This is a genomic window from Pseudomonas sp. NPDC087626 (assembly GCF_044743405.1).
Classification (GTDB): domain Bacteria; phylum Pseudomonadota; class Gammaproteobacteria; order Pseudomonadales; family Pseudomonadaceae; genus Aquipseudomonas.
In genome coordinates, this window is record NZ_JBIUWJ010000003.1 from 121,083 (window position 1) to 144,545 (window position 23,463).

Annotated in this window: 25 protein-coding genes; 8 read left to right on the forward strand and 17 right to left on the reverse strand. The window is 59.6% G+C overall.

Going from position 1 to position 23,463, the window contains the following annotated elements; genetic code table 11:
• Positions 1-223: 223 nt before the first annotated feature.
• From ACIOVD_RS04130 to ACIOVD_RS04140, 3 genes are all read right to left on the reverse strand, one after another.
• Positions 224-979, reverse strand: a complete 756-nt coding sequence (locus ACIOVD_RS04130; RefSeq protein ID WP_401126291.1) for a DeoR family transcriptional regulator — start codon at positions 977-979, stop codon at positions 224-226.
• A 95-nt stretch (positions 980-1,074) separates the two neighbouring features.
• The gene (gene glpK / locus ACIOVD_RS04135; RefSeq protein WP_095165935.1) at positions 1,075-2,580 is read right to left on the reverse strand and encodes a glycerol kinase GlpK; all 1,506 of its coding nucleotides are present in this window, start codon (positions 2,578-2,580) and stop codon (positions 1,075-1,077) included.
• Between the two features lie 77 nt (positions 2,581-2,657).
• On the reverse strand, positions 2,658-3,509 hold the full coding sequence (locus ACIOVD_RS04140; protein WP_401126390.1) for an MIP/aquaporin family protein: 852 nt from the start codon (positions 3,507-3,509) through the stop codon (positions 2,658-2,660).
• A gap of 370 nt (positions 3,510-3,879) precedes the next feature.
• Here ACIOVD_RS04140 and ybaK point away from each other — a divergent pair, with 370 nt between their 5' ends.
• Positions 3,880-4,350, forward strand: a complete 471-nt coding sequence (ybaK, locus tag ACIOVD_RS04145) for a Cys-tRNA(Pro) deacylase (RefSeq protein WP_095165932.1) — start codon at positions 3,880-3,882, stop codon at positions 4,348-4,350.
• A gap of 98 nt (positions 4,351-4,448) precedes the next feature.
• A complete protein-coding gene (locus ACIOVD_RS04150; RefSeq protein WP_401126294.1) occupies positions 4,449-5,231 on the forward strand; it encodes a PhzF family phenazine biosynthesis protein in 783 nt (260 codons plus the stop codon).
• 40 nt (positions 5,232-5,271) lie between these two features.
• On the opposite strand, the gene ACIOVD_RS04155 is transcribed toward ACIOVD_RS04150, so the two are convergent.
• The gene (locus ACIOVD_RS04155; protein WP_095165928.1) at positions 5,272-6,381 is read right to left on the reverse strand and encodes an ABC transporter ATP-binding protein; all 1,110 of its coding nucleotides are present in this window, start codon (positions 6,379-6,381) and stop codon (positions 5,272-5,274) included.
• The gene (gene argF, locus ACIOVD_RS04160) at positions 6,378-7,298 is read right to left on the reverse strand and encodes an ornithine carbamoyltransferase (protein ID WP_095165926.1); all 921 of its coding nucleotides are present in this window, start codon (positions 7,296-7,298) and stop codon (positions 6,378-6,380) included. Before argF ends, ACIOVD_RS04155 begins: the two co-directional genes overlap by 4 nt.
• Positions 7,299-7,750: 452 nt before the next feature.
• Here argF and ACIOVD_RS04165 point away from each other — a divergent pair, with 452 nt between their 5' ends.
• Both ACIOVD_RS04165 and grxD read left to right on the forward strand, forming a co-directional pair.
• Positions 7,751-9,859: a molybdopterin oxidoreductase family protein gene (locus tag ACIOVD_RS04165; protein WP_401126296.1), complete on the forward strand. Its 2,109-nt coding sequence runs from the start codon at positions 7,751-7,753 to the stop codon at positions 9,857-9,859.
• Positions 9,860-9,957: 98 nt separating this feature from the next.
• Complete coding sequence (gene grxD, locus ACIOVD_RS04170) at positions 9,958-10,299, forward strand: Grx4 family monothiol glutaredoxin (protein WP_095165923.1); 342 nt, start codon at positions 9,958-9,960, stop codon at positions 10,297-10,299.
• Positions 10,300-10,401: 102 nt separating this feature from the next.
• Here the strand turns inward: grxD and bfr are convergent, their stop codons facing one another.
• Together bfr and ACIOVD_RS04180 are read right to left on the reverse strand one after the other, a co-directional pair.
• A complete protein-coding gene (gene bfr, locus ACIOVD_RS04175) occupies positions 10,402-10,872 on the reverse strand; it encodes a bacterioferritin (RefSeq protein WP_095165921.1) in 471 nt (156 codons plus the stop codon).
• A 199-nt stretch (positions 10,873-11,071) separates the two neighbouring features.
• Entirely contained in the window at positions 11,072-11,290 is a 219-nt protein-coding gene (locus ACIOVD_RS04180; protein WP_095165919.1) for a bacterioferritin-associated ferredoxin, read from the reverse strand.
• Positions 11,291-11,544: 254 nt separating this feature from the next.
• Between ACIOVD_RS04180 and ACIOVD_RS04185 the strand changes: the two genes are divergently transcribed.
• Entirely contained in the window at positions 11,545-12,147 is a 603-nt protein-coding gene (locus ACIOVD_RS04185) for a peroxiredoxin (RefSeq protein ID WP_007922432.1), read from the forward strand.
• Positions 12,148-12,222: 75 nt separating this feature from the next.
• Here ACIOVD_RS04185 and rnt read toward each other — a convergent pair whose 3' ends face one another.
• Together rnt and pyrC are read right to left on the reverse strand one after the other, a co-directional pair.
• Positions 12,223-12,897 (reverse strand): ribonuclease T, encoded by a 675-nt coding sequence (gene rnt / locus ACIOVD_RS04190; RefSeq protein ID WP_095165917.1) that lies wholly within the window; start codon positions 12,895-12,897, stop codon positions 12,223-12,225.
• Positions 12,894-13,940: a dihydroorotase gene (gene pyrC, locus ACIOVD_RS04195; protein WP_095165915.1), complete on the reverse strand. Its 1,047-nt coding sequence runs from the start codon at positions 13,938-13,940 to the stop codon at positions 12,894-12,896. Before pyrC ends, rnt begins: the two co-directional genes overlap by 4 nt.
• A 156-nt stretch (positions 13,941-14,096) precedes the next feature.
• On the opposite strand from pyrC, the gene ACIOVD_RS04200 reads away from it, so the two are divergent.
• Positions 14,097-15,005, forward strand: coding sequence for an OmpA family protein (locus tag ACIOVD_RS04200; protein ID WP_401126299.1), 909 nt, complete (start codon positions 14,097-14,099; stop codon positions 15,003-15,005).
• Between the two features lie 129 nt (positions 15,006-15,134).
• Positions 15,135-16,352 carry an argininosuccinate synthase gene (locus ACIOVD_RS04205; RefSeq protein ID WP_029295244.1) on the forward strand — a complete coding sequence of 406 codons (1,218 nt, stop codon included), beginning with the start codon at positions 15,135-15,137 and terminating at the stop codon, positions 16,350-16,352.
• An 88-nt stretch (positions 16,353-16,440) separates the two neighbouring features.
• On the opposite strand, the gene ACIOVD_RS04210 is transcribed toward ACIOVD_RS04205, so the two are convergent.
• Positions 16,441-17,265, reverse strand: coding sequence for a hypothetical protein (locus ACIOVD_RS04210; protein ID WP_401126301.1), 825 nt, complete (start codon positions 17,263-17,265; stop codon positions 16,441-16,443).
• A 538-nt stretch (positions 17,266-17,803) separates the two neighbouring features.
• Here ACIOVD_RS04210 and ACIOVD_RS04215 point away from each other — a divergent pair.
• Positions 17,804-18,430, forward strand: a complete 627-nt coding sequence (locus ACIOVD_RS04215; protein ID WP_095165911.1) for a response regulator transcription factor — start codon at positions 17,804-17,806, stop codon at positions 18,428-18,430.
• Positions 18,431-18,536: 106 nt separating this feature from the next.
• On the opposite strand, the gene ACIOVD_RS04220 is transcribed toward ACIOVD_RS04215, so the two are convergent.
• The 7 genes from ACIOVD_RS04220 to ACIOVD_RS04250 form a co-directional block, all read right to left on the reverse strand.
• Entirely contained in the window at positions 18,537-18,716 is a 180-nt protein-coding gene (locus tag ACIOVD_RS04220) for a PA3496 family putative envelope integrity protein (RefSeq protein WP_095165910.1), read from the reverse strand.
• 107 nt (positions 18,717-18,823) lie between these two features.
• On the reverse strand, positions 18,824-19,462 hold the full coding sequence (gene nth / locus ACIOVD_RS04225; RefSeq protein WP_095165908.1) for an endonuclease III: 639 nt from the start codon (positions 19,460-19,462) through the stop codon (positions 18,824-18,826).
• Between the two features lie 25 nt (positions 19,463-19,487).
• Complete coding sequence (locus ACIOVD_RS04230; protein ID WP_401126304.1) at positions 19,488-20,039, reverse strand: Rnf-Nqr domain containing protein; 552 nt, start codon at positions 20,037-20,039, stop codon at positions 19,488-19,490.
• Positions 20,036-20,641 carry an RnfABCDGE type electron transport complex subunit G gene (locus ACIOVD_RS04235; RefSeq protein WP_401126306.1) on the reverse strand — a complete coding sequence of 202 codons (606 nt, stop codon included), beginning with the start codon at positions 20,639-20,641 and terminating at the stop codon, positions 20,036-20,038. The genes ACIOVD_RS04230 and ACIOVD_RS04235 overlap by 4 nt, the downstream gene beginning before the upstream one ends.
• A complete protein-coding gene (locus tag ACIOVD_RS04240; RefSeq protein WP_095165902.1) occupies positions 20,638-21,624 on the reverse strand; it encodes an RnfABCDGE type electron transport complex subunit D in 987 nt (328 codons plus the stop codon). The genes ACIOVD_RS04235 and ACIOVD_RS04240 overlap by 4 nt, the downstream gene beginning before the upstream one ends.
• A complete protein-coding gene (rsxB, locus tag ACIOVD_RS04245; protein ID WP_401126308.1) occupies positions 21,611-22,825 on the reverse strand; it encodes an electron transport complex subunit RsxB in 1,215 nt (404 codons plus the stop codon). Before rsxB ends, ACIOVD_RS04240 begins: the two co-directional genes overlap by 14 nt.
• Positions 22,822-23,409 carry an Rnf-Nqr domain containing protein gene (locus ACIOVD_RS04250; protein ID WP_401126310.1) on the reverse strand — a complete coding sequence of 196 codons (588 nt, stop codon included), beginning with the start codon at positions 23,407-23,409 and terminating at the stop codon, positions 22,822-22,824. Before ACIOVD_RS04250 ends, rsxB begins: the two co-directional genes overlap by 4 nt.
• Positions 23,410-23,463 lie beyond the last annotated feature (54 nt).

Here is a 23,463-nt window from a genome sequence, read left to right on the forward strand (position 1 = left end):
TTGGCTTTATGTATTGGAATACGAACATTAATGTTCATTTGCGAAAATGGTAGCCCATAAAGTCGCCCACAGCCAGTCCGCTTCGATTGAAAAAACTCATCGAAGTGGCAAAAAAGGAAGAATTTCGAACATTTATGCGGGTGGGGCATGAGCAGGGGCTATCGCGAGCAAGGGTTGCGCTGCTCGCGATGGCGTCTGGAGGGACGATGAAGAGGTGAGGCGACTAAACGACTTCCATGCGAATCTTGTTCTGGCTCAGCAGCTGGGCGAGGGCGGGCACGGGCTCCTGATCAGTCACCAGGCAATCGATCAGGGTGATCGGTCCCAGGCGAATCATGGCGTTGCGTCCGAACTTGCTGGAGTCAGCCGCCAAGATCACTTGTCGGGCATTGGCGATGATTGCCTGGGATACCCGCACTTCCTGGTAATCAAAGTCCAGCAGGCTGCCGTCTTCGTCGATGCCACTGATGCCCACGAGGGCATAGTCGACCTTGAACTGGTTGATGAAATCGACACTGGCCTGGCCGACAACCCCGCCGTCGCGGCGCACGGTGCCGCCGGTGAGCAGCACGTCGAAATCATCCTTGGCACTGAGCATCGAGGCCACGTGCAGGTTGTTGGTGATGATTTTCAGGTGGTTGTGGTTGAGCAGCGCCCGGGCGATGGACTCGGTGGTGGTACCGATATTGATGAACAACGAGGCGTGGTCGGGAATTTGCCGGGCGATGGCTTCACCGATGCGCTGCTTTTCGTCGCGCATCTGGTCGGCACGCATGGCGTACGCAGTGTTTTCCACGCTGGAATCATAGGCTGCGCCGCCATGGTAGCGGCGCAACAGGTTGTCTTCGGCCAGCTGATTGATATCGCGGCGAATGGTCTGCGGAGTAACAACGAACAACTGGGCCATTTCCTCGATGCTGACGTAGCCGCGTTCGCGGACCAGTTCGAGGATTTGCTGCTGACGGGGAGGCAGATTCATGGGGCGTCCTTTGGGCTGCCGTGCAAAATTTGCCCATGATGCCGCATCAATCCCCTCCCGACCAGTTAGATGCCGAACACTGTTCGGCCCTTGGCTTACTCCTCGCCTTCGTGCGGCTCCCAGTCACGGGTACGGCTGACGGCTTTTTTCCAGCCAGCGTAGAGTTTTTCCTTGGCGCTTTCTTCCAGTTGCGGGTCGAATTCGCGCTCGATCACTGCCTTGCCGCGCAGTTCGTCCAGACTGGCCCAGAAGCCGCAGGCCAGGCCTGCCAGATAGGCAGCGCCGAGTGCCGTGGTCTCGCGCATTTGCGGGCGCTCGACCTGGGTGCCGAGGATGTCGGCCTGGAACTGCATGAGGAAGTTGTTCGCCACCGCACCGCCGTCCACGCGCAAGGCCTTGAGGCGTTCGCCGGAGTCCTGTTGCATGGCGTCGAGCACGTCGCGGGTCTGGTAGGCAATCGACTCCAGGGCTGCGCGAATGATGTGGTCGACCCGTACGCCGCGAGTCAGGCCGAACAGGGCACCGCGGGCATAGGGGTCCCAGTACGGCGCGCCGAGGCCGGTGAAGGCGGGCACCAGGTACACACCGTTGCTGTCCTTGACCTTGTTGGCGAAGTACTCAGTGTCGTGGGCGTCGTTGATGATCTTCAGTTCGTCGCGCAGCCACTGCACGGTGGAGCCGCCGTTGAACACTGCGCCCTCGAGGGCATAGGCCACCTCACCGCGCGGACCGCAGGCGATGGTGGTGAGCATGCCGTGGCTGGATTTGACTGCCTTGCTGCCGGTATTCATCAGCAGGAAGCAGCCAGTGCCGTAGGTGTTTTTCGCCTGGCCGGGCTCCACGCACATCTGGCCGAACAAGGCCGCTTGCTGGTCGCCGGCGATACCGCCGATGGCAATGCCGCTCTTGGTGTGGCCATAAATTTCTGACGAGGACTTCACCTGCGGCAGCATCTCGCGTGGGATGTCCAGCAGCTCGAGCATCTTCGCGTCCCACTCCAGGGTGTGGATGTTGAAGAGCATGGTGCGCGAGGCGTTGGTGTAGTCGGTGACGTGGGTCTTGCCGCCGGTAAATTTCCAGATCAACCAGCTGTCGACTGTGCCGAACAGCAACTCGCCGTTGCGTGCACGCTCCCGGCTGCCTTCGACGTTGTCGAGGATCCACTTCAGCTTGGTGCCGGAAAAGTACGGGTCGGTGACCAGGCCGGTGGTGTCGCTGATGTATTGCTCGTGGCCGTCGCGCTTGAGCTGCTGGCAGATCTCGGTGCTGCGCCGGCACTGCCAGACAATGGCGTTATAGATCGGCCGGCCGCTGGTCTTGTCCCAGACCACGGTGGTTTCGCGCTGGTTGGTGATGCCGATGGCGGCCACCTGGTCGTGATGCAGGCCTGCTTGTGCCAGGGCCTCGACCATCACCGCGCTCTGGGTGGCGAAGATCTCCATCGGGTCATGTTCGACCCAACCGGCTTGTGGGTAATGCTGGGCGAATTCGCGTTGAGCGGTGCAGACCACGTTGGCGTCGCGGTCGAAAATGATCGCGCGCGAGCTGGTCGTACCCTGATCAAGGGCAATGATGTAGTTCTTATTCTGTGTGTCGGTCATGTCGATTGCCTTGGACGAAATAAGGGAGTGGATCGGGGCGCGTGATCAATGGTGGGCAGGATCACGCGCCGCCGCTATCAGGAAATTCGGGTTTTGCCATCCATCGCCGGTTCTGCCTTTGTTGTAGCAGGTACGGCGCCGGGCAGGTGACGGGCAATCAGCCCGCGATAGGCCGCAGCACCGAGGCAGGCACCGACAATCGGAGCAAAAATCGGAATCAGGAAATAGGGAATATCCCGGCCGCCAGTGAAGGAAATTTCACCCCAGCCAGCGAAGAAAGTCATCAGTTTAGGACCGAAATCCCGTGCCGGGTTCATCGCGAAGCCGGTCAGCGGCCCCATCGAGCTGCCGATCACGGCGATCAGCAGGCCAATCAGCAGCGGTGCCAGCGGGCCCTTGGGCAGGCCGTTGTTATCGTCGGTCAGGGACATGATCACGCCCATCAGGATCGCGGTGATGATCATCTCGACCAGGAACGCCTGGCCGGTAGACAGGGCCGGGTTGGGGAAGGTGGAGAATACCGACGCCAACTCCAGGCTGGCCTGGCTGCCGCGAAGCATATGCTGGGTTTGTTCGAAATCGAAGAACAGATTGCTGTAAAGCGTGTAAACCAACAACGCGCCACAGAAGGCGCCCGCCACCTGGGACAAGATGTAGAAGGGCAGTTTGCGCTTTTCAAAATCGGTGAAAATACTCAGGGCGATGCTGACGGCCGGGTTCAGGTGGGCACCGGAAACGCCCGCAGTCAGGTAGATCGCCATACTGACGCCGACGCCCCAGATGATGCTGATTTCCCACAGGCCAAAGCTGGCACCCGCGACTTTGAGAGCGGCGACGCAGCCAGTGCCAAAAAAGATCAGCAGTGCAGTCCCCAGGAACTCGGCCATGCATTGGCTCGAGAGCGGTGGTTGTTGTAAAGCAGTGGTCATGAAAACCTCGTTTTTTGTTGTTGTCGGGCGCTCGTCCCACAGGAGATCGGGCGCGATTTTCACCAAGGCAGGATCCCCATCCTGGTCTCGGCTTACTGCTGGGTGCTGCGTAGGATTATTCGCATGGTATTCGGAAACGAAAAAATATAGACAAGAAACGCTGATGTCAAAGGTCGAAAGTGAACCGTCAGTCACAAATCAACTATTGTTCGGCTGAATGATCGCGTCTTGAGGGGGGTGGCAACGTTGCAGATTTACCTGGCCGGCAGCGCCGACGACTGGATAGCGGGGCGGTCTTAGAGCCTTTTGCTGCGTGATGACCTAGAATCCGGCGCAGCATTTGTTGTTCTTTCGTTGGCTTGGAGCTGCCATGACCCCCGCATTGGATCTGCTGAAAAAAGTTCGTGCCGAACATCGTGTACACAGTTATGAACATGATCCCAAGGCCGCTTCATACGGGTTGGAGGCGGCGGAAAAGCTTGGGTTGCAGCCGGCCCAGGTGTTCAAGACCTTGCTTGCGGCTAGTGAGAAAGCCGAGTTGCTGGTCGCTGTGGTGCCGGTCGTCGGAAGTCTGGACTTGAAGGCGCTGGCCCATGCGGCAGGGGTCAAGAAAGTCGAGATGGCCGACCCCGCTGCCGCGCAGCGGGCAACCGGGTACTTATTGGGGGGAATTAGCCCGTTGGGGCAGAAGAAGCGGCTGCGTACCTTTATCGATAGCAGTGCCCAAGCTTTTGCGACTATTTATGTCAGTGCCGGTCGACGCGGCCTGGAAGTCGAATTGGCCGCTGCAGTGCTGGCCGAACATACCCAGGCCAGGTTCGCTGACATCGGCCGGGCTTGACCCGTTCGCTGTATGGTGAAAATCCACTGGCTCTGTCACTGGTGAGCCAGCCACCGCTGCTGCATGCTCGCGCTCGCCTACACAAAAGGAGAGCACTCATGGAGTTAGCGTTTCATCAGGTCGATGCCTTCAGCGACCGTCCGTTCAGTGGCAACCCGGCGATGGTCTACCGGCTCGAGGCTTGGCTCAGTGATGAACTGATGCAAAACATCGCCGCCGAGCACAACCTCGCCGAGACCGCGTTTGTGGTGCGTGAGGCCCAGGGTTGGCATATCCGTTGGTTCACCCCGACCACGGAAGTGCCGTTGTGCGGCCACGCGACCCTGGCCAGCGCCCATGTGTTGTTCGACCAGTATGAGGAACCGTCGCAAAGCCTGGACTTCATCAGTAAATCCGGGCCGTTGCGCGTGACCCGCGAAGGCGGGCAGCTATGGCTGGATTTCCCGAGGATCGCACCGCGTGCGGTGGCGGCCAATCCGCTGATAGCCGCAGCGCTGGGGGTGCAGCCCATCGAGGTGCTGGGTTCCAATGAGTTGTTTGTGGTGCTCGAATCGGAGCAGGCCGTGCGCGATTGCCAGCCCGACATGGCGGCCCTGGCGAAGTTGCCCTGGCTGGGGGCAATCGTCACCGCGCGCGGCACGCAGCATGATTTTGTCTCGCGCTATTTTGCCCCGGCCATCGGCATCAACGAAGACCCGGTCACCGGTTCGACCCATTGCCTGCTGATTCCTTACTGGGCGCGGCAACTGGATAAAACCAGTCTGACGGCCTATCAGTGTTCGGCGCGGGGCGGGGAGTTGTTCTGTCGCCTGGAAGGCGATCGAGTGAAGATTGGCGGGACTGCGACGTTGGTGGCCAGCGGGACGTTGCTGCTGGGCTGACACTGACGTCGCTGCCTGACTGGCTGTGTAGGAGCGTGGATCAACTGGCGGTGCTGTACCGGCGGACTCCGGATTCGACGGCCGGTATCTGTGCCGCGGTGCTGCCGGATGCCTGGAACAGCACCAGGTGTTCGGCGGCCACGCGAATGCCGACATCGGCACCCACCAGGTGGTCGGCGTGGCTCGGGAAGATCGATTCCAGCTGGCTGCCGGTGGGCAGTTGCAGGCGGTACAACGTCGAGGCGCCAAGGAAGGTCTTGCCGATGATCCGCGCTTTCAGCGGGCTATCCGGGGCGTAGACGATATCGTCGGGACGCAGCAGCACGTCCACGGCGCCGCCGGTCGGCCAGGTATAGGCGCGGTTGCCACGCAGCTCGCCAAGTTCGGTCTGCACCGACTCGGGGGTCTGCAACTGGCCACGAATGAAGTAACCCTGGCCGATGAAGCTCGCGACGAAAGGTGTCAGTGGCTCGTGGTACAGGTTGTAGGGCGTGTCCCACTGCTCCAGCCGACCTTCCTTGAACACCCCGACCTGATCGCTGACCGCGAAGGCTTCTTCCTGGTCGTGGGTCACCAGAATCGCACTGGTGCCACGGCTCTTGAGGATGTCGCGGACTTCGTGGCTGAGCTTGCGGCGCAATTCGCCATCGAGGTTGGAGAAGGGTTCATCGAGCAGCAGCAGTTGCGGCTCCGGGGCCAGTGCGCGAGCCAGGGCCACCCGTTGTTGCTGGCCGCCGGAAAGCTCGTGGGGGAAGCGCTTGCCGAGGTTCTTCAGGTTCACCAGTTCGAGCATCTCGGCGGTGACCCGGTCTTTGTGCGGGTGCTTGCGAATGCCGAAGGCGATGTTGTCAGCCACGCTCAGGTGCGGGAACAGTGCGTAGTCCTGGAACACCATGCCGATCCGGCGTTTCTCCGGGGCGAGGGTGAAACCGGCGCTGGAGATGGTTTCTCCCGCCAGCTGGATTTCCCCTTCGTGGACCGGTTCAAAACCGGCGATGGCCCGCAGGGTGGTGGTCTTGCCACAACCGGAGGAGCCAAGCAGGCAGCCGATGTCGCCAGCATTGAGGTGCAGGTTGAGGTTCTGGACAACGCGCTGGTCCTGGTAGCCGCAGGCCAGGTTGCGCAGGTTCAGCAGTAATGTATGACTCATGCGTGGTGGTACGCCGGGGGAACGAGGAATTCGAGCAAGGCCTTTTGCGCGTGCAGGCGGTTTTCTGCCTGGTCCCAGGCCACCGAGCGGCCGTCGTCGAGCAGGTCGAGGCTGATTTCTTCGCCGCGGTGGGCAGGCAGGCAGTGCATGAACAGGACATCTTCGGCCGCCAGGTCGAGCAGGGCGCGGTTGACCTGGTAGGGCGCAAACAGTTTGAGGCGCTTGGCGGTTTCTTCTTCCTGGCCCATGGAGGTCCAGACATCGGTGCTCACCAGGTGTGCACCACGCACGGCATCCTTGGGGTCGCGGACGATGGTCACGCGATCGCCGGCTGCCGCCACGAATTGCGGGTTGGGCTCGTAGCCCTCGGGGCAGGCGATGCGCAACTGGAAGTCGAACTGGATGGCCGCTTCTATATAGCTGTTGCACATGTTGTTGCCGTCGCCGATCCAGGCCACGGTCTTGCCCTGGATCGAACCGCGATGCTCAAGGAAGGTTTGCATGTCGGCCAGCAACTGGCACGGGTGCAGGTCATCGGACAGGCCGTTGATCACTGGCACGCGGGAGTTGGCGGCGAATTCGGTCAGGGTGCTGTGGGCAAAGGTGCGGATCATCACGGCGTCGAGCATGCGCGACATGACGATGGCGCAGTCGCCAATCGGTTCGCCACGGCCCAGTTGGGTGTCGCGCGGCGAGAGGAAGATGGCCTGGCCGCCGAGCTGGATCATGCCGGCTTCGAACGACAGGCGAGTGCGGGTCGAGGACTTCTCGAAGATCATCCCCAGGACGCGGTTTTTCAACGGCTCGAACAGTACGCCGCGGTTACGCAGGTCTTTGAGCTCAATGCCTCGACGGATCACGCTGACCAGCTCTTCGGGCGTGCAATCCATCAGGGAGAGAAAGTGCCTTGCGCTCATCATTGACTACCTTTTGCAACGGACCGCAGATACTCAAAGCCTTGTTTAATTAAAAAAACGGGCGAGACCTGCGGCGTAAGCCGCACGGGGCGACGAAATAGGGGAAGGCGCAATATTGACATTAAATGTCGCGCCTTACCAATAGGCTACGGTGTTTAGGGGATTTCAGAGGGGCTACGGGGTGACCGCAGTAGCGCTTTTGAAGCCTGTTTCCTGACAGCAGCAAGCCCTTTGTACACTGCCCCCGCGCGCCTTGGCAATCGAGCGCAGCGCACAGGCGGGCGTACCAGTCGGTTTTTGCCCTGCCGGTCGCCAACTGGCGGGGAGCTATCGGCAGGCCTGATGGCCGCCGATTCACAAGACGAACGTCGCTGGTGCAGTGGTCGGACTCGGCCCATAGTTTTACTCCCGCAACCGCGCCCTGGTTGCCCCGAATAAAACAGAGACTGGCCATGACCAAGACTCTTAACCACCGTGCGTGCCACCTGTGTGAAGCCATCTGCGGCTTGACCATCGAAACCACCGCCAGCGACAACGCGGGCCTGCAGATCACTTCGATCAAGGGGGACCCGCTGGATAGCTTCAGTCGCGGTCATATCTGCCCCAAGGCGGTGGCGTTGCAAGATATCCAGAACGATCCCGATCGCCTGCGCCAGCCCATGCAGCGCGTCGGCAACGAGTGGCAGGCGATTGGTTGGGACGAGGCCTTTGTGCTGGTCGCCGAGCGCCTGGCGACGATCCAGGAGCGTCATGGGCAGAACGCGGTGGCGGTGTATCAGGGCAACCCCAGCGTGCATAACTACGGGCTGATGACCCACAGCAATTATTTTCTTGGGTTACTGAAGAGCCGCAATCGCTTCTCCGCGACGTCCGTCGATCAGTTGCCCCATCACCTGACCAGCCACTTGATGTATGGCCATGGGTTGCTGCTGCCGATTCCAGATATCGATCACACCGATTTCATGCTGATCCTGGGCGCTAATCCACTGGCGTCCAATGGCAGCATCATGACCGTGCCGGATGTGGAGAAACGCTTGAAGGCGATCCAGGCGCGTGGCGGCAAAGTGGTGGTGGTCGACCCGCGGCGCAGCGAGACCGCAGCGATGGCCGACCAGCATGTATTTGTTCGGCCTGGGGGCGATGCGGCGTTGCTGTTTGGCGTGCTCAATACCTTGTTCAGCGAAGGCCTGGGTCGCGACAGTCATTTGCCGGTGGATGGGCTGGATCAGGTGTGCCAGGCGATTGCGCCATTCGATGCCGAGGCCATGAGCCCGTTGTGTGCCGTGCCGGCCGAGCAGATCCGCCAATTGGCGCGCGATTTTGCCGCCGCGCCGACGGCGGTCTGTTATGGGCGCATGGGGGTTTCGACCCAGGCCTTTGGCACCTTGTGTCATTGGCTGGTGCAGTTGATCAACCTGGTCACCGGCAACCTGGACCGGGTCGGCGGAGCACTGTGCACTGAACCGGCGGTTGACCTGGTGGCGTCGACCTCGGGCGGGCATTTCAATCTGTGGCAAAGTCGGGTCTCCGGGCGGCCGGAATACGCGGGTGAGTTGCCGGTGTCGGCCCTGGCCGAAGAAATGCTCACGGGCGGCGAGGGGCAGATTCGCGCACTGATCACGGTTGCAGGCAATCCGGTGTTGTCGACGCCCAATGGCCGGCAGCTGGAGCAGGCGCTGGACGGCCTGGAGTTCATGGTCAGCGTCGACCTGTACATCAACGAAACCACGCGTTACGCCGACCTGATCCTGCCTTCGACCTCGGCGTTGGAAAACGATCACTACGACACCACGTTCAATATGTTCGCGGTGCGCAATGTCAGCCGCTTCAACCGGGCGATCCTGCCCAAGCCCGAGGGTGCGCTGCATGATTGGGAGATCTTCGTCGGCCTGGCCAAGGCCTTTGCGGCCAGGACCGGCAAGGAACTCAAGCCTACGCTGCCACCGGCACAGATGATCGACTTTGCCTTGCGTGCCGGTCGCTACGGTGATGCCTCCGAGCACAAACTGTCGGTGACCAGCCTGTTCGATCATCCCCATGGCGTCGACCTGGGGGCGCTGAAGGCCAACCTGGGGCCGCGCCTGAAAACGCCCAACCAGCACGTGCAAGCGGCGCCCGCGGCGATACTCGCGGACCTGCAGCGCTTTGCCGCCCTGCAAGCGCCGGCGGCGGATGAGTTGTTGATGATTGGCCGACGCCATGTGCGCAGCAACAATTCGTGGATGCACAACTACCACCGCCTGGTGAAAGGCAAGCCGCGTCATCAGTTGTTGATGCACCCGGACGACCTCGCTCAGCGCGGGCTCAGCGACGGCCAGCGGGTGCGGGTCAGTTCGCGGGTCGGCGAGATCGAAGTCGAGGTGCTCGGCAGTCCCGAGATGATGCGGGGCGTGGTCAGCCTGCCCCACGGCTGGGGCCATGCCCGGCCTGGAGTGCAGATGGGCATCGCCACGGCGCAACCGGGGTCCAGCGCCAACGACCTGACAGATGAGCGTCAGCTTGATGAGTTGTCGGGAAACGCAGCGCTCAATGGTGTGCCGGTGACGGTGGCAGCGGCCTAGGTATGTCTGTCGGGGAGACCGAGCATCGCGTCGGTCTTTCCGTTACAATGCGCCACCGTGCCGACAACTGAGTCGGAAAAGTTCAGCCGAGGTGCTCCATGGATATCATCGAAACTATTAAAGAGCAGATTGCCAACAACACCATTCTGCTTTACATGAAAGGCTCGCCGAATGCCCCACAATGTGGCTTCTCCGCGAAAGCCGCGCAGGCCGTCATGGGCTGTGGTGAGAAGTTCGCTTACGTGGACATCCTGCAGAACCCGGAAATCCGCGCCAACCTGCCAAAGTACGCCAACTGGCCAACCTTCCCACAGCTGTGGGTCGGTGGTGAATTGGTTGGCGGTAGCGACATCATGACCGAAATGGCCGCTGACGGTTCGCTGCAGTCGACCATCAAGGCTGCTGTGGAAAAGGCTGCTGCTGGCAAGACCGAAGCCTAAGTGGTGTAGGCGCTGGTTTGCCAGCGAACCCTCGCAGCAGATCAAAAAAAGCCCCGCCTCTCTATAAGAGGGCGGGGCTTTTTAATGGGTGGTAACTTTGCGTTATTCACCCATCTGCGATTGCAGATAGTTCTCGATTCCAACTTTATCGATCAGGCCCAGTTGGGTTTCCAGCCAGTCGATATGTTCTTCCTCGGACTCGAGAATGTCTTCGAGCAGTTCACGGCTGCCGAAGTCGCCAACGGTCTCGCAGTGGGCGATGGCGGTTTTCAGGTCGGCGTGACCGGTACGCTCGATGCGCAGGTCGCACTCGAGCATTTCCTTGGTGTGCTCGCCGATGTGCAGCTTGCCCAGGTCCTGGACGTTCGGCAGGCCTTCGAGAAACAGGATGCGCTTGATCAGCTTGTCCGCGTGTTTCATCTCGTCGATGGATTCTTTGTACTCGTGCTTGCCCAGCTTGTTCAGGCCCCAATCTTCATACATGCGGGCATGCAGGAAGTACTGATTGATTGCGACCAGCTCATTGGCAAGGATCTTGTTGAGATGCTGGATGACTGTTACGTCGCCTTTCATGATGGGGGTCCTGTCCTTAAGTGCGGTATATAAGGCCGAGTTTGAGCCTGCAACTTCTTAGTGTCAAACCTAAGTTATTGAATAATATATGAAAATTAATCGGAATAAGAATGTTTGTGTTCCGCATCCTGACGCTAAGCGATTGAATTACAGACATAAAAAAACCGGACACTAAGTCCGGTTCTCTGAAATGGGTTACTTATGCGGCGGAAAATTCTACGGGAAAGGGAATCGCCGCCTGGCTCATCTGCAGGTCGGCAAGGGTTTCGCGAACCACCTGCTTGGCAAGGCAGGCGCATTTGCCGCATTGGCTGGCAACGCCGGTGGCTTCACGCACCTCACGGTAGCTACAGCAACCTTCGTAGATTGCATCGCGGATCTTGCCGTCGGTGACGCCAGTGCAGAGGCAGACATACATAGAGTGAGAACCCATCGCTGGTTATGGCTCAATTGCGATGGATCTTAATGTTAACGAGAATGATTGTCAAAGTGGTTTCCGTGCCTGTTGTGATCGTTCGTCACTTGCCTGACGAACGGCTACATGGCGACAGGTCAAAAACGCAGTGTATGATGGTCGGTCTTTGCGAACGGTAGCCGTTTCACGAAGCTGTCGTTTACCGGCGGCAGACTGGATCGCTACCTTTCTTCACGCACTACACCAGGAGATATCCAATGAGCGTACTCGTAGGCAAACAAGCCCCTGACTTCACCGTACCGGCCGTACTCGGCAATGGCGAAATCGTCGACAGCTTCACCCTGTCCTCGGCCATCAAAGGCAAATACGGCCTGGTGTTCTTTTACCCGTTGGACTTCACCTTCGTTTGCCCGTCCGAGCTGATCGCTCTGGACCACCGCATGGCTGACTTCAAGGCGCGTAACGTGGAAGTGATCGCGGTGTCGATCGACTCGCACTTCACCCACAACGCCTGGCGCAACACCCCGATCAATGCCGGCGGCATCGGTCAGGTCCAGTACATCATGGCTGCTGACATGAAGCACGACATCGCCAAGGCGTACGACGTTGAATCCGAAGGCGGCGTAGCTTTCCGTGGCGCGTTCCTGATCGACGACAAAGGTGTTGTCCGCTCGCAGATCGTCAACGACCTGCCACTGGGCCGTAACATGGAAGAGCTGATCCGTCTGGTCGACGCGCTGCAATTCCACGAAGAGCACGGCGAAGTTTGCCCGGCTAACTGGAAAAAAGGCGACAAAGGTATGACTGCTTCGCCAGAAGGCGTTGCTGCTTACCTGTCCGAGAACGCTGGCAAGCTGTAAGCCACGCGCCTCAGGCTCAAAAAAACCGGCCCAAGTGGCCGGTTTTTTTGTGGGTTGAGAAAAACCTGCGACCGATCAGTCGTTGAAGTCTTCCCAGCCGCCCATTTGTTTCCAGCGGTTGACGATGCCGCAGAACAGATCAGCGGTCTTCTCGGTGTCGTAGCGAGCCGAGTGGGCCTCGCGACCGTCGAAGTCGATGTCTGCTGCCTGGCAGGCCTTGGCCAGCACGGTTTGGCCGTAGGCCAGGCCCGCCAGTGTCGCGGTGTCGAAGCTGGAGAACGGGTGGAACGGGTTGCGCTTCATGTCCAGGCGCGCCACGGCGGCATTGAGGAAGCCCAGGTCGAAACTGCTGTTGTGGCCGACCAGGATTGCCCGTTTGCAGCCATTGGCTTTCAACGCCTTGCGCACGCCGCGGAAGATATCGGTCAGGGCCGTCTCTTCACTCACGGCCATGCGCAGCGGATGATCGAGCTTGATGCCGGTGAACTCCAGCGCCGCAGCTTCGATGTTGGCGCCTTCGAACGGCTCTACACGGAAGAAGTAGGTGTGGTCCGGGAACACAAAACCCTTTTCGTCCATGGCGATGGTCGTCGCGGCGATTTCCAGCAGGGCGTCAGTGGCACAGTTGAAACCACCGGTTTCAACGTCAACGACGACTGGCAGATATCCCCGAAACCTGGCTGCCATCGGGTGACGCGAGCCGCCACCACCTTGACCTTCCTGTTCGTCGTCGTAATGGTCTTCACTCACGCGTGTTCCTCCAGCAGGCGCCAGCGCAGTTTTTCACCGGCGCGCAGCGGGATGACAGTCAGCTCGCCGAAGGGCAGGCTGGTTGGGGCGGTCCATTCTTCGCGGACCAGGGTAATGCGATCGGTGTTCGCTGGCAGGCCGTAGAAACGCGGGCCGTTGAGGCTGGCGAAGGCTTCGAGCTTGTCCAGCGCGTTACGCTGTTCAAACGCCTCGGCGTACAGCTCGATCGCGGCATAGGCGGTGTAGCAGCCGGCACAGCCACAGGCGGCTTCCTTGGCGTGCTGGGCATGGGGAGCCGAGTCGGTACCGAGGAAGAACTTTTCACTGCCACTGGTAGCGGCATCCAGCAGGGCGACCTGGTGGGTGTTGCGCTTGAGGATCGGCAGGCAGTAGAAGTGCGGGCGAATCCCGCCAACCAGCATGTGATTGCGGTTGTACAGCAAGTGGTGCGCGGTGATGGTGGCGCCGACGTTGGCCGAGGCCTCGTTGACGAACTGCACGGCATCGCCGGTGGTGATGTGTTCGAACACCACCTTGAGCGTTGGAAAACGCTCGACGAGCCGACGCATGTGCTCGTCGATGAAGATTTTCTCGCGATCGAAGACGTCGACGTCGCCGCGGGTGATTTCACCGTGGATCAGCAAGGGCATCCCGACTTCGGCCATGGCCTCGATCGCAGGGAAGATCTTGTCGATACTGGTGACACCGGAGTCCGAGTTGGTCGTTGCACCGGCCGGATACAGCTTGGCGGCGTGCACGAAACCGCTGGCCTTGGCGGTGCGGATTTCGTCCGCGGTGGTGCGGTCGGTCAGGTAGAGCACCATCAGTGGCTCAAAGCGGCTGCCGGCCGGGCGCGCAGCGAGAATGCGCTGGCGGTAGGCGTCGGCTTCAGCGGCATTGCGCACCGGTGGTACCAGGTTGGGCATGATGATGGCGCGACCAAAGGTGCGCGCGACATCCGCGACAGTATTGGGCAACGCAGCACCATCGCGAAGATGAATATGCCAGTCGTCGGGACGCAGCAGGGTCAGGCGGTCGGACATTGGGGATTCCAGGCGGGTCAAACTCATGGGAATGCTACCGGAAAAGACTCTTGCAGGCACTCGCTATCAAGTTTTGTCGGACGTAACCGATATCACCAAGGTATGCCGTAAACATGTGTGTCGGTCTTTTTGTTGCAGAAGTCAGTGGAGCCTCCCGTGCGCCAGCGTTATCTAGCCTTGCTCAGTGTGTTCGCCAGCCTTCCTGCCATGGCACTCACTTTCCAGACGCGCCTGGAGAGCACTGAGTGGAAGGTCGAGGGCGACAAGTTCGAATGCCGCCTGAGCCAACCGATCACCGATTTTGGTGCGGGCGAGTTCGTGCGGCGGGCGGGCGAGCAGGCCACCTTTCGGTTGAAAGCCTATAACCCGATGCTCAGTGGTGGCTCGGCGACCTTGCTGGCGGCGGCGGCACCCTGGCAGCCAGGGCGCGCGGACATCAACCTGGGTTCGGTCAGGCTGGGCAGTGGCGAGGTGCTGTTCAACAGTTCGCAGGCGCAGGCCGGTCGCCTGATCGGTGGTTTGATGGAGGGCCGCAGTCCGTTGATCCGGCATTCCGCGCCTGACGGTCGAGTGTCGGAAGTGCGCCTGCTGCCGGTCAGTTTCAGCAAGGCCTATGCCGATTACCAGGGCTGCGTAGCCAAATTGCTACCAATGAACTACGAGCAGGTGAAGCAGGCGGCGGTAGGTTTTCCAGGGGGCGGAATCGAACTGGATGCACAGGCGAAAAGCCGCTTGCAGGCCATGCTGAGCTTCATGAAGGCCGATCCGACGGTCAATCATATTCAAATTGACGGCCATTCCGATAACAGCGGTAATCGCCTGACCAACCGTGACCTGTCGCGACGCAGGGCGCTGGCCGTGATGGAATACCTCAAGGCCAACGGCATCCAGGAATCACAGGTGACCCTGCGCTTTCACGGCGAGCGTTATCCAGTGGCACCCAACAGCAGTGCCGCCAACCGGGCGAAAAACCGTCGGGTCAGCGTGCAGCTCGAACGACTCGAACCTGCGGCCGATCCTGCCCCTCAAGTCAGCTCTGCGGGTGGCGCGGCAGCGACCTCCTGAACCCGTCGAAATCGTCGCCCGCTCGACATAATCTGTCGCTTCGTCGTCATAAGCTGTCGCGCCTCTGTAATTTATCCGCTCGCAGCGTTAGACTTATCGGCTTTCCGTAGAACCCCGTGGAGTGATGGCATGGCGGACGTAAACAAGGTCGTTCTGGCGTATTCCGGCGGCCTGGACACTTCGGTGATCCTCAAGTGGCTGCAGGATACTTATAACTGTGAAGTGGTGACATTCACCGCTGACCTGGGTCAAGGCGAAGAGGTCGAACCGGCTCGCGCCAAGGCACAAGCCATGGGCGTCAAAGAAATCTACATCGACGATCTGCGCGAAGAATTCGTGCGTGATTTCGTGTTCCCGATGTTCCGTGCCAACACCGTATACGAAGGCGAGTACCTGCTGGGTACTTCCATCGCACGTCCGTTGATCGCCAAACGCCTCATCGAAATCGCCAATGAAACCGGTGCTGACGCCATTTCCCACGGTGCCACCGGCAAAGGCAACGACCAGGTTCGTTTTGAACTGGGTGCCTATGCCCTCAAGCCAGGGGTAAAAGTCATTGCTCCATGGCGTGAGTGGGACCTGCTGTCCCGCGAGAAGCTGATGGACTACGCCGAGAAGCACGCGATCCCGATCGAGCGCCATGGCAAGAAGAAATCCCCGTACTCGATGGATGCCAACCTGCTGCACATCTCCTATGAAGGCGGCGTGCTGGAAGATACCTGGACCGAGCACGAAGAAGACATGTGGAAATGGACCGTCTCCCCGGAGAACGCTCCAGATAAACCGCAGTACCTGGAACTGACCTACCGTAACGGCGACATCGTTGCATTGGACGGCGTCGAAATGACCCCGGCCACCGTGCTGGCGACCCTCAACCGTATTGGTGGCGAACACGGTATCGGTCGTCTCGACATCGTCGAGAACCGTTACGTGGGCATGAAGTCCCGTGGCTGCTACGAAACCCCAGGCGGCACCATCATGCTGCGCGCCCACCGGGCGATCGAATCGATCACCCTGGACCGTGAAGTGGCTCACCTCAAAGACGAGCTGATGCCCAAGTATGCCAGCCTGATCTACACCGGCTACTGGTGGAGCCCTGAGCGTCTGATGCTGCAACAGATGATCGACGCTTCCCAGGTGCACGTGAACGGCGTGGTTCGCCTGAAGCTGTACAAGGGCAACGTGATCGTTACCGGTCGCAAGTCCGACGAGTCGTTGTTCGACGCCAACATCGCCACCTTCGAAGAAGATGGCGGCGCTTACAACCAGGCGGATGCTGCTGGCTTCATCAAGCTCAACGCCCTGCGTATGCGCATTGCAGCCAACAAGGGCCGCAAGTTGTTCTGATGCTGTTGCGCTGATCAACCGTTGTGCGCCTGCTCGAGGCGGGTGCACAACGGTCGCGACCTGTTCTGTGGGCCTCGATGGCCAAGCGTTAATCTGTCATCCGGGCAGTAGCGCCGTTATCCGCAATACCGCCAGCTTCCCCCTCCCTTTGTTCCTGCCTCGATGAAAAACCATCTTGCCGGTCTGTCACTGCATCAAGACGGGAATCAGTCTTGCGAACGACAGTCATTGCCTGCGTGCTCACGTTATAGAACAGGCACACGGAATCCTGAGCATTGAGTGCTTTTACATCAGACTTCTTCAACTTTTCATTGATCACTGGCTCCGACTCCTGACAAGTCAGCAGCATTGTCAGTCTGGGTTGGCTTGGCCGGGGTTGGTCGAGTTTCTCCATCAACTGACAGGTGTCCTTTTTCTTGCGGATCCACCGGGCATCGACGATACGTATGTATTGCACCGAAGCGGGCATGGGCAACTGCTGTTGAGGGCGCAGGTGGGTGTAGAAGGTGATGCCAGGGGGCGGGTCCTGCGTGCTGGGAAGCAAGTAGTCGGGCTTGGTTTTGACCGCCCCAGGGCTCTTGCGCGGGTCTGGGCGTGCGGGGTTGACCTTGCTTGCTTGGGCCGTGGCAGAAGCGGATTTTTTCTCACCTCGGGTGGCGTCATCGATCACCTTCAAAAACTGCTTGCTCTTCTGGAAGTCCGAAGGTGCATACAGGGATTTGTAGTTGAAGTTGAGGGTGATAAAAAATAGGAATAGCAGGTAGAAGGGGAAACTGATTAAAAACCATATATATACTTCCCGGTTCTCATCATCGAGGAAGGGCAATGACACCGCGGCGGAAGTTTCGGACAGTGCCGCGAAGATCGCAATGATTGTCATGGGGTTGGCGATTTTTTTCTGAAGTACGTTCATTTTGGCTACTCGCTTGATATTTGAATGACCTTTGATGGTAATGTTAAGGGGCAACCAGCCTGCGTGGTGCCATAATCTCTTTGAGGGGGCACTTGTTACGATAAAACTTAATTGGTTTCTCGGTTGTCAGGGTTGTTTCTAGATATTTTTTGGGTGTTGGTTAGTTTGAGTGTTACCTGGCTTTTATGTGGGGTGGCGGAGTTCCGTTCGAGATTAAAGGTTCTTCAAGTGCTGTTCGCTAGGCTCGACTCATTGTTGTTGGAGTGAAGTTTAGCGAAGGAAGACGCAGTTGCATCCTAAATGTTAGTTTGATCTTCACTCCTTGTCATGGGCGAAAATTCGTTATTGGTGCAGGGGGGATGCGGGGCTTAAACTTTAAGCGACATTGTTTTTTGTGATTTCCTGTGGGAATAATCCTTGATGTTTGTAGGGATTGTCTCTCGCAGGGGGGGCTTGCCTTGGGCGGGATCCCCAGGTCGAAACGACTAGGCTATTGTGCTGACTCTAAAAATTCGAACAGCGAAAATTGGACTTGCCCATGAATAAAGTGCTGATCGTGGATGATCACCCCGTCATTCGACTTGCTGTACGCATGCTAATGGAGCGTCATGGCTACGAAGTTATTGCTGAAACGGACAATGGCGTGGATGCGTTGCAACTTGCCCGTGAACACATGCCGGATATCGTCATACTGGATATAGGCATTCCCAAGCTGGATGGTCTGGAAGTCATTGCGCGTTTGAATTCGATGAGCTTTTCCGTGAAAGTACTGGTCCTGACTTCACAGACGCCCGGGCATTTTTCGATGCGCTGCATGCAGGCGGGGGCAATTGGATATGTCTGCAAACAGCAGGAGCTCACCGAGCTACTCAGCGCTATCAAGGCGGTATTGTCTGGGTACAGCTATTTTCCGAACCAGGCATTGCACTCGGTCCGCTCGTCGCTGGGTAATACCAGTGAGTCGGATATGGTAGAGCGCTTGTCCGGAAGAGAGATGATGGTGTTGCAACAATTGGCCCGGGGCAAGACCAACAAGGAAATAGCCGATGGCATGTTTCTCAGTAATAAAACCGTCAGTACTTACAAGACTCGGCTTCTGCTCAAGCTGAACGCTCGCTCGCTTGTCGATCTGATTGAACTGGCCCAGCGAAATGGGCTGGTCTGAGGTGCGAGGGTACAAGACGGCTAGCCCGGCACTTCGTCACCGAAGTACTTTTTGGGGCACGGATCGCTAAATGACAAAAGCCTCCACGGAGGGAGGCTTTCAGCGGTCAGAGGTCAAAGTCGTAATCGGCCAACTGCTTTTGCAGACGTCGCTCCTCCAGGAGATTATCGATGGTGCGGCGCTTGTTCAGGTTGGTCTTGGCGACCTCCACCATAGGTTCTGCATCATCGCTCTCAACAGGGGCGAAGTCGTCTTCTACGTCCAGTTGTTCTTTGCCAGTACTCATCAGGTTAACTCCAGGCTAAGAGAGCCATTGGCGCCCCTTATATCGACAATCTCCTGGCGGGTAAAAAAGATTTTTTCAATCGATAAATCAATAAAACCAATAGCGCCTCAATCGTCGGAGGTTTTTTGCTTGAATTCGCACAGGTCTTCGATCCTGCAACTGCCACACCGGGGCTTACGCGCCAGGCACACATAGCGGCCATGCAAGATCAGCCAGTGGTGGGAGTCGAGGAGAAATTGCTTGGGCACAAACTTCATCAGCTTGTGTTCGACTTCGACGACATTCTTCCCGGGGGCAATACCGGTTCGGTTACTGACCCGGAAAATATGGGTGTCGACGGCCATGGTCAACTGTCGGAACGCCGTGTTCAGCACCACATTTGCAGTCTTTCTGCCGACTCCTGGCAGTGCCTCAAGCTCTTCCCGGGTTTGAGGCACCTCACCGCCATGCAGCTCCACCAGCATGCGGCAGGTCTCGATGACATTCTTCGCCTTGCTGTTGTACAGCCCGATAGTCTTGATGTACTCGGACAAGCCCTCGACGCCGAGCGCATGAATCGCCGCCGGGGTGTTGGCTACCGGGAACAGCTTGGCCGTGGCTTTATTGACGCCGACATCGGTAGATTGCGCAGAGAGGATCACCGCGATCAACAGTTCGAAGGGCGATGAATAGGCCAGCTCGGTTTTCGGTTCTGGATTGTCTTCGTGGAACCTGCGGAAAATTTCCAGGCGTTTTGCGGCATTCATGGGCAGAGCAATTCCTTGCAGGCGTTCAGGGTGTCGGAGTGCGGCCGAGCCAGGCTTGCCTGGCTGCCAGCAGCAATCCCAACAGGATAAACCCACCGGGGGCGAGGATGGCCAGTCGTACGCTGCCGTCGGCAGCCAGCCATGGCAAATGCCAACTGATCGAGCCGTGCCCCAGCACTTCGCGCAGCAAGCCCAGGCCAATCATCAGGCTGACGAACAGGGCACACAAACGCAATCGGTCAAGCAGGCGGGTCTCGGTGAAAAAACCGTTGCACTCCAGCACCACGCATTGCAGGGCGATCAAGCCGATGTAGAAGCCCAGGTGCTGATGCAGCTCAAGCGCCCAGGCCTGAGTCGCCAGCGCTGCCAGGCTGGTCAAGGTGGCGGCGAGCAGCATCCCGGCCGGCAGATGCAAGGGCGCGCTGAGCCAGGCTCGCAACAGACGCATTTTCAGCCCATAGACAGCGATCACCAGCACACACAGCAGCGCCAGGCTCAAGGCCGTCAGCAACGTGTCACTGGCGCCGATCAGAGGCGCCAGCATCAAGGAGTTCTGAAGGGTCGAGGTCTTGTTCATGGCGCGCTGCCGAGCAGTTGTGGTTGGTGTTCATCGAAATAGCGCAAGGCATCGTGGGTCGCACTGATCACCGCACGGGAGGTGATGGTCGCACCGGCCAGTTGATCGAACTGGCCCTGGTCCTTTTTCAGCGCCCAGCCGCTGTCGCCCGGCTCACTCCGCGACTTGCCGATAAAACCCGCCAGCCAAGGGTTGGGGTGTGTGGCGATCCTGGCTCCCAGCCCCGGGGTTTCCCCTTGCTTGAGGGTTTTGACGCCCAGCAGCCTGCCCTGGCTATCGATTACCAGCAGCAGGTCGATGGGGCCTTCATAGCCGGTGACCCGACTCAGCAAAATGATCGCCGCAGGCTTGCCATTGAGGTTCGCCCGATAGCCACCCAGCAGTGTGCTGTTGGCCAGGACCACGCCCTTGATCGCCAGTGGCTGGTCCAGCGGCTGATTGTCGTAGCTACCCGCGGGCAGCATGTCCAGCAGGTTGCGGCTCTCGATCAACCGCTGTTGCGCGCCAATCCGCGGCGCCAAGAGCTGTTGCACCAGGTAAGTGGCGCCAGCACACAGGACGGCGATGATCACCAGGCTCAGGACGCTGAGGCTGCGTTTCATGATGCCGGCTCCGGTTGCGCTGCACAGAGGCGCTCTAGGGCCGGCACGCAGAGGTTCATCAGCAGCACTGCAAACGCCACTCCGTCGGGGTATCCGCCCCAGGTTCGGATAAGGTAGGTCAACAGGCCCACGCCGACACCGAACAGCAGGCGTGCCTTGGGACTCTTGGCCCCGGACACCGGTTCGGTGACGATAAAAAACGCGCCGAGCATGGTGGCACCGCTCAACAGGTGAAACAGTGGCGAACCGTGGGAGTCGGACCCCGAGCCGTTCCAGCACAACAGGCTGATGACGAACAGGCTGCCGAGCATCCCCACCGGGGCGTGCCAACTGAACACCCGTTGCTGCAAGAGAAAGGCGCCGCCGGCGAGAAATGCCAGGCTCACCCATTCAATCCCCTTGCCACCCAACTGCCCAAATGCCGGGTTGGCGGCGAACAGTTCGTCGATGGTCAGGCTTTTATTGATTCGCAGGCTGTCCAGCGCGGTGGCCTGGGCCCAGGCGTCCGGTTGCGCAGCTGCGCTGAAGCCGAAAATCTGCTGCAGGCCACCCTGCAGACTCAGTCCGTGGCTGGGCCAGTGGGTCATCTGTTGCGGGAAACACACCAGCACCAGGGCAAAGCCGAGCATGGCCGGGTTGAACGGGTTTCTACCCACGCCGCCATACAGGTGTTTGCCGAACAGCATCGCCCCGGCCGCCGCGCTCACCGTCAACCACCAGGGGCAGTAGGCGGGCAGTGCCAGAGCCAGCAAGGTGGCGCTGACCAGGGCGCTGCCGTCACTCAGGGCCGGCTTGAGCGGGTAACCGCGCAGGCGCAGCACCGCGGCTTCCACTGCCAGTGCACTGGTACACGCCAGCAGCAGATTGAACAGCACGCCCCAGCCGCTAAACCACAGCAACAGCAGGATGCCCGGCACGGTGGCCAACAGCACACGCTGCATCGCCTGTTGCAGGCGATCGTCGACGGGTTCAAGGGGCGACATAGTCGCTCACCTGGCGCTCGGCCTCCTCGAGCCTGGCGCGTGCCTGGCTCAAGAGCTCTGCCGGTGTCTGGGCCTGTCGCTGCAGTTTGCTCACCTCGGCACGGGCATAGGCCAGTTCAGTCTTGAGTTGTCGCAGCTGACTGTCGATCGGGCGTTTTTCCCGGCGCAGTAATTGCGGTGGCGGTTTGTCGCTGGCGTCCTCGGCGGCGTGCAAGGCGTGTTCGGCCTGTTCCAGCGCTGCGCTCAGGGCCGCCAGTTGCTCGGCAGGCGCAGCGTTGTCCTGGGCTTTCCTCAGTTCGGCGCGGCGCATCGCCAAGTGGATTTTCGCCCGCTTGAGTTCAGCGTCATTGGCTGGTGCGGGCGGTTGCGGAGGATTGGCCGGGGCGCTGCTTTCGAGCTGCGCCAAGGCGTGTTCGGCGGCTTCGAACTGCTGTTGCAGCACCACCAGTTGAGCTTGTTGCTCGCTGGTCGGCGGATGGCCGAAGGCTTTCAGGGATTTGTGCAGTTGCGCGCGGCTCATCGCCACATCGATCTTGGCTTTTTTCAGGGCCGCATCGGCCGCTGCGGCTTTTTGCGCTTGCACGCGGGCGATGGCGTCCTGCACCGGATTGGCACCAGTGGCTGCCGGCTGTGCGGCTTTGGCTGCGCGTGCCGCGCGCTCGGCCAGCCTCTGCTGTTCTTCGCGCTCCAGCCGGGCGTTGCGTTGCTCGAAGCGCCGGCGGGCATGCTCGCGTTTGATGCTGCGCGCTTGAAATTGCTCGGGAGTGAACGCCAGGCCGCCAACGATCGGCAGTACCTGGGCCGAGGGCAGGGGGTGCATTTCGATGCAGTCCACCGGACAGGGGGCTACACACAAGTCACAGCCGGTGCATTCGTCGATGATCACGGTGTGCATCAGCTTGGCTGCGCCGACAATCGCGTCGATCGGGCAGGCCTGGATGCACTTGGTGCAGCCGATGCATTCGGCTTCCCGGATATAGGCAACCTGTGGCGGCGCCGAGCCCCGGCTGTGGTCCAGTTGCATGACCGGCAGCTTCAGCAGTTCGGCGAGTGCGACGATGGTCTCGTCACCGCCTGGCGGGCACTTGTTGATCGCCTCGCCGCTGGCAATGCCTTGAGCATAGGGCTTGCACCCGGGGTGACCACACTTGCCGCATTGGGTCTGGGGCAGGAGGGCGTCGATGCGTTGAATCAGACTCATGTTTTGATCAGTCCACTGAATCCGAGAAATGCCACGGCGATCAATCCGGCGCTGATCAGGTCGATCGGCAAGCCACGAAAGGCCATCGGCACATCGTTATTGAGGGTGCGCTGGCGCAGGTCGCTGAACAGGCCCAAGACCAGCCAGAAGCCCAATCCGGCGCCCAGACTAAGGGCCAGGTGCCGGGTCAGGCCCTGGTCGCTATGCATGCTCATCAAGCTCAAGCCCAGCACGCCGGCATTGCCGAGCAGCAACGGCCAGAGTCCGGCAAATGGCAATTGCGGCAAGGCCCGCGTCAGCCCCCGCAGCAGCAGTGAAATGGGCAGCACACTCAAGGGCAACAACAGCAACAGGTACAGGGCCGTCAGGCCCAGCGGCACCAGCAGCCAATGATAAGCGGCATAACCCAGGACGCCGTTGAGCAACATCAGGCAGGTGGTGCTGATGCCCAGGGCGTGGACCTGGCGCCGTTCTGCCTGGGGGGCGCGAGCGGCTTGCAGCAAGGGATCGACGCCCAGCGGCCACTGCAACAGGAAGTTGTTGATCAGGGCAGTGCTGATGAGTGTAAGCAGAAGGTCGGTCATGGCGTGCCGGGTCGAGGGAAAGGCCTGTACATGAAGATTAGGCAGTATCCGGCG

Excerpts from the sequence above, each read along its gene's own strand:
- ACIOVD_RS04130 (WP_401126291.1), bottom strand. The coding sequence starts at position 979 with ATGAATCTGCCTCCCCGTCAGCAGCAAATCCTCGAACTGGTCCGCGAA.
- glpK (WP_095165935.1), bottom strand. The coding sequence starts at position 2,580 with ATGACCGACACACAGAATAAGAACTACATCATTGCCCTTGATCAGGGT.
- ACIOVD_RS04140 (WP_401126390.1), bottom strand. The coding sequence starts at position 3,509 with ATGACCACTGCTTTACAACAACCACCGCTCTCGAGCCAATGCATGGCC.
- ybaK (WP_095165932.1), top strand. The coding sequence starts at position 3,880 with ATGACCCCCGCATTGGATCTGCTGAAAAAAGTTCGTGCCGAACATCGT.
- ACIOVD_RS04150 (WP_401126294.1), top strand. The coding sequence starts at position 4,449 with ATGGAGTTAGCGTTTCATCAGGTCGATGCCTTCAGCGACCGTCCGTTC.
- ACIOVD_RS04155 (WP_095165928.1), bottom strand. The coding sequence starts at position 6,381 with ATGAGTCATACATTACTGCTGAACCTGCGCAACCTGGCCTGCGGCTAC.
- argF (WP_095165926.1), bottom strand. The coding sequence starts at position 7,298 with ATGAGCGCAAGGCACTTTCTCTCCCTGATGGATTGCACGCCCGAAGAG.
- ACIOVD_RS04165 (WP_401126296.1), top strand. The coding sequence starts at position 7,751 with ATGACCAAGACTCTTAACCACCGTGCGTGCCACCTGTGTGAAGCCATC.
- grxD (WP_095165923.1), top strand. The coding sequence starts at position 9,958 with ATGGATATCATCGAAACTATTAAAGAGCAGATTGCCAACAACACCATT.
- bfr (WP_095165921.1), bottom strand. The coding sequence starts at position 10,872 with ATGAAAGGCGACGTAACAGTCATCCAGCATCTCAACAAGATCCTTGCC.
- ACIOVD_RS04180 (WP_095165919.1), bottom strand. The coding sequence starts at position 11,290 with ATGTATGTCTGCCTCTGCACTGGCGTCACCGACGGCAAGATCCGCGAT.
- ACIOVD_RS04185 (WP_007922432.1), top strand. The coding sequence starts at position 11,545 with ATGAGCGTACTCGTAGGCAAACAAGCCCCTGACTTCACCGTACCGGCC.
- pyrC (WP_095165915.1), bottom strand. The coding sequence starts at position 13,940 with ATGTCCGACCGCCTGACCCTGCTGCGTCCCGACGACTGGCATATTCAT.
- ACIOVD_RS04205 (WP_029295244.1), top strand. The coding sequence starts at position 15,135 with ATGGCGGACGTAAACAAGGTCGTTCTGGCGTATTCCGGCGGCCTGGAC.
- ACIOVD_RS04210 (WP_401126301.1), bottom strand. The coding sequence starts at position 17,265 with ATGAACGTACTTCAGAAAAAAATCGCCAACCCCATGACAATCATTGCG.
- ACIOVD_RS04215 (WP_095165911.1), top strand. The coding sequence starts at position 17,804 with ATGAATAAAGTGCTGATCGTGGATGATCACCCCGTCATTCGACTTGCT.
- ACIOVD_RS04220 (WP_095165910.1), bottom strand. The coding sequence starts at position 18,716 with ATGAGTACTGGCAAAGAACAACTGGACGTAGAAGACGACTTCGCCCCT.
- nth (WP_095165908.1), bottom strand. The coding sequence starts at position 19,462 with ATGAATGCCGCAAAACGCCTGGAAATTTTCCGCAGGTTCCACGAAGAC.
- ACIOVD_RS04230 (WP_401126304.1), bottom strand. The coding sequence starts at position 20,039 with ATGAACAAGACCTCGACCCTTCAGAACTCCTTGATGCTGGCGCCTCTG.
- ACIOVD_RS04235 (WP_401126306.1), bottom strand. The coding sequence starts at position 20,641 with ATGAAACGCAGCCTCAGCGTCCTGAGCCTGGTGATCATCGCCGTCCTG.
- ACIOVD_RS04240 (WP_095165902.1), bottom strand. The coding sequence starts at position 21,624 with ATGTCGCCCCTTGAACCCGTCGACGATCGCCTGCAACAGGCGATGCAG.
- rsxB (WP_401126308.1), bottom strand. The coding sequence starts at position 22,825 with ATGAGTCTGATTCAACGCATCGACGCCCTCCTGCCCCAGACCCAATGC.
- ACIOVD_RS04250 (WP_401126310.1), bottom strand. The coding sequence starts at position 23,409 with ATGACCGACCTTCTGCTTACACTCATCAGCACTGCCCTGATCAACAAC.